Here is a 1,807-nt window from a genome sequence, read left to right as displayed (position 1 = left end):
GTCGCCCAGGCCGCGGCTGCCTGGAAGGCGAAGGGGAACACTGTGTATCCCTTCCATCTCGGTGATATCAACATCCCGACGGCCCCCCATATCGTAGAGGCGATGAACCGGGCCATTGCTGACGGCTACACGGGCTACTGCCCGGGTCCTGGCATCCCGCAGCTGCGTGAAGCCCTCGCCGAGGATCTCGGTGGTCGTCGGGGTATCGAGTTGTCCCCTGACAACATTGTGGTGATGACCGGAGGTAAGCCTGTCATCACGAAATTCCTTCAGGCAGTCATGAACCCGGGCCAGGAAGTGCTGTATCCGAACCCCGGCTTCCCGATTTATGAATCCCAGATCGAGTACCTCGGTGGCACAGCGGTGCCTTATCGTTACCTGCCCACGAGTGAGGGTTTCGCTATCGATCTCGACCAGGTGAGAGCGTCGATCACCCCGAATACTGTGGCCATCATCTACAACGACCTGCAGAACCCCATTTCGGCTGAGTCCACAGCTGCTGAGCGGGAGGCTGTCGCGCAACTCGCTCAGGAGCACGACCTCTGGGTGCTTTCCGATGAGGCGTACTTCGAAACGCGTTACGAGGGCGTTTCGAGCTCGATCGCGTCGCTTCCCGGCATGTTGGAGCGCACCGTCATCCTCTATACCTTCAGCAAGAAGTTCGCGATGACCGGATCCCGGCTGGGTTGCGCCGTCGCCCCGTCCGAGATCGCCAGAATACTCAGCATCCTGAACACCAACGACGAATCGTGCACGACGCATTACGTTCAGTGGGCTGGCATTGCGGCACTCCGTGGCACCCAGGAGCCTGTACAGCAGATGCTCGACACCCTGCGACAGCGCCGGGACGCCACGTGTGAACTCGTGAACGGGATTCCCGGCATGCACGTCGCCGTGCCGCAATCGACGTTCTACCTCTTCCCCGACGTCACCGAGGCCATGGAGCGTCTGGGGTACACGGCAGTGGGCGAGTTCGCCTCCGCAGCCCTGCACGAGACCGGGGTTTCCTTCTGCACGCGGGAGCACTTCGGTCGCCGGCAACCCGGCGAGGAGCGGCAGTACATCCGGCTCGCGTACTCCGGCATTGAGGTCGCTGACATCCGCGAAGGCCTCGGCCGCCTGAACACATGGATCGAGACAGCATGAGTCGGATCTTCGTCACGGGACGGATACCCGAAGTTGCACTCGAAAAGCTTCGCGCCGAGCACGAAGTCGACGCCTGGCAGAGTCCGGAGCCGATCAGCCGCGGGGAACTCCTGACAAGAGTCGCTGGGGTCGGCGCCGTGGTGAGCCTGCTCACCGAACGCATCGATGCAGAGCTCCTCGACGCCGCCGGACCGCAGCTGAAGGCCGTCGCGAACGTCGCCGTCGGCTACGACAATATCGACGTACCAGCCTGCACCGACCGCGGAGTTATCGCCACCAACACACCCGGAGTACTCACTGACGCCACAGCCGACATCGCGCTCAGCCTGATCCTCATGGCGACCCGCCGGCTCGGCGAGGGAGAACGACTCATCCGCTCCGGCCAGGACTGGAAGTGGGGTATGTTCTTCCTGCTCGGCAGCAGCCTGCAGGGGAAGACCCTCGGCATCATCGGCATGGGCAGCATCGGCCAGGCCACCGCACGCCGAGCCAAGGCCTTCGGCATGGAAATTATCTACCAGTCACGCAGTGAAATCGATTCCGGGATCGTTGCCGAACTGGGCGCCCGGCGCGTCGACCTCGACGAGCTGCTGGCAGTCTCCGACGTCGTCTCCCTCCACTGTCCTTACGGGCCTGCCACCCACCACCTCATCGGCGCCGA

General features: G+C 63.0%; 2 protein-coding genes. Both read left to right on the top strand.

All coding sequences use genetic code 11. The annotated features are described in order from the left end of the window. Nucleotides 1–1,146 (top strand): pyridoxal phosphate-dependent aminotransferase (locus IWX65_RS17510; protein ID WP_196884829.1); only part of this gene is annotated, 1,146 nt, incomplete at its 5' end. Then, nucleotides 1,143–1,807: 2-hydroxyacid dehydrogenase (locus IWX65_RS17505; RefSeq protein WP_196884828.1), on the top strand; the 665-nt coding region annotated here is incomplete at its 3' end. The genes IWX65_RS17510 and IWX65_RS17505, both read left to right, overlap by 4 nt.

Source organism: Arthrobacter sp. CAN_A214 (assembly GCF_015751955.1).
Taxonomy (GTDB): domain Bacteria; phylum Actinomycetota; class Actinomycetes; order Actinomycetales; family Micrococcaceae; genus Arthrobacter_D.
This window is presented reverse-complemented; position numbering and strand designations above follow the sequence as displayed.